Origin of the sequence: Streptomyces lincolnensis, from assembly GCF_021173675.1 — a bacterium.
GTDB classification, from domain to species: Bacteria; Actinomycetota; Actinomycetes; order Streptomycetales; family Streptomycetaceae; genus Streptomyces; species Streptomyces lincolnensis_B.
In genome coordinates, this window is sequence record NZ_JAIHON010000065.1 from 1 (window position 1) to 256 (window position 256).

At 71.9% G+C, this 256-nt stretch carries 1 protein-coding gene; it reads left to right on the forward strand.

The annotated features are described in order from the left end of the window. Positions 1-256 (forward strand): alpha/beta hydrolase fold domain-containing protein (locus K4B79_RS48915; RefSeq protein WP_232033717.1); only part of this gene is annotated, 256 nt, incomplete at both ends.

Below are 256 nucleotides of genomic sequence, written 5' to 3' on the forward strand. Positions count from 1 at the left end.
CACACCCACGACCGCCTCGTGCGCGAACTCGCCACCGGCGCACACGCCGCCGTGGTCTTCCCCGAGTACGACCTCTCGCCCGAGGCCCGCTACCCCGTCGCCATCGAGCAGAACTACACCGTCGCCCGGTGGATCACCACCCAGGGCGCCACCAAGAACCTCGACGCCACCCGCCTCGCCGTCGCCGGCGACTCCGTCGGCGGCAACATGAGCGCCGCCCTGACCCTGATGGCCAAACAGCGCGGCGACGTCCACC